The sequence below is a fragment of the Burkholderia seminalis DSM 23518 genome (genome assembly GCF_902832885.1).
Taxonomy (GTDB): domain Bacteria; phylum Pseudomonadota; class Gammaproteobacteria; order Burkholderiales; family Burkholderiaceae; genus Burkholderia; species Burkholderia seminalis.
In genome coordinates this window covers 209,239-210,741 of record NZ_CADFDK010000011.1, presented here as the reverse complement: position 1 = coordinate 210,741, position 1,503 = coordinate 209,239, and the positions used below count along the sequence as shown (strand labels likewise).

The following is a 1,503-nucleotide window of genomic DNA, read 5'->3' as shown; positions in this document are numbered from 1 at the left end:
GCCTTCTCCAATGCAGCGACCGGGACTTCCAACACCCGGACAACCTTCCGCGATCCGTCCCCCCATCGCATCTAACAATGGTGCAGGAATATTGACCTGCTTCCCATCAGCTACGCATTTCTGCCTCGCCTTAGGGGCCGACTCACCCTACGCCGATGAACGTTGCGTAGGAAACCTTGGGCTTACGGCGAGGGGGCCTTTCACCCCCTTTATCGCTACTCATGTCAGCATTCGCACTTCCGATACCTCCAGCACGCTTTTCAACGCACCTTCGCAGGCTTACGGAACGCTCTCCTACCATGCGTGCTAAGCACGCATCCGCAGCTTCGGTATATAGCTTAGCCCCGTTACATCTTCCGCGCAGGACGACTCGATCAGTGAGCTATTACGCTTTCTTTAAAGGGTGGCTGCTTCTAAGCCAACCTCCTGACTGTTTTAGCCTTCCCACTTCGTTTCCCACTTAGCTATATTTGGGGACCTTAGCTGGCGGTCTGGGTTGTTTCCCTCTTGACACCGGACGTTAGCACCCGATGTCTGTCTCCCGTGATTGCACTCTTCGGTATTCGGAGTTTGCTATGGCGGGGTAATCTGCAATAGACCCCCCAACCATGACAGTGCTCTACCCCCGAAGGTGAGACACGAGGCACTACCTAAATAGTTTTCGGAGAGAACCAGCTATTTCCAGGTTTGTTTAGCCTTTCACCCCTATCCACAGCTCATCCCCTAACTTTTCAACGTTAGTGGGTTCGGACCTCCAGTACGTGTTACCGCACCTTCATCCTGGCCATGGATAGATCACCTGGTTTCGGGTCTACGCCCAGCAACTGAACGCCCTATTCGGACTCGCTTTCGCTACGCCTGCCCTATACGGTTAAGCTTGCTACTGAACGTAAGTCGCTGACCCATTATACAAAAGGTACGCCGTCACCCCTTACGAGGCTCCGACTGTTTGTATGCATGCGGTTTCAGGATCTATTTCACTCCCCTCCCGGGGTTCTTTTCGCCTTTCCCTCACGGTACTGGTTCACTATCGGTCGATCACGAGTATTTAGCCTTGGAGGATGGTCCCCCCATCTTCAGACAGGATTTCACGTGTCCCGCCCTACTTGTCGCACACCTAGTTCTTTCATACTGTTTTCGCCTACAGGGCTATCACCTGCTATGGCCGCACTTTCCAGAGCGTTCGGCTAACAATACAAATAAAGAGTGCAAGGCTCATCCCATTTCGCTCGCCACTACTTTGGGAATCTCGGTTGATTTCTTTTCCTGCGGTTACTTAGATGTTTCAGTTCACCGCGTTCGCTTCGCATGGCCTATGTATTCAGCCATGGATACTCCAAAAGGAGTGGGTTTCCCCATTCGGACATCTACGGATCAAAGCTCGTTTGCCAGCTCCCCGTAGCTTTTCGCAGGCTACCGCGTCCTTCATCGCCTGTGATCGCCAAGGCATCCACCACATGCACTTGTTCGCTTGACCCTATAACGAGTCTGTCTCATCGACAG

1 rRNA gene (only partly in view) is annotated in these 1,503 nt (G+C 52.8%); it reads right to left on the bottom strand.

The window, feature by feature from the left end:
• Positions 1–1,477: ribosomal RNA gene (locus tag HWX00_RS28125) — 23S ribosomal RNA — on the bottom strand (it extends 1,401 nt beyond the left edge of the window).
• Positions 1,478–1,503: the final 26 nt, after the last annotated feature.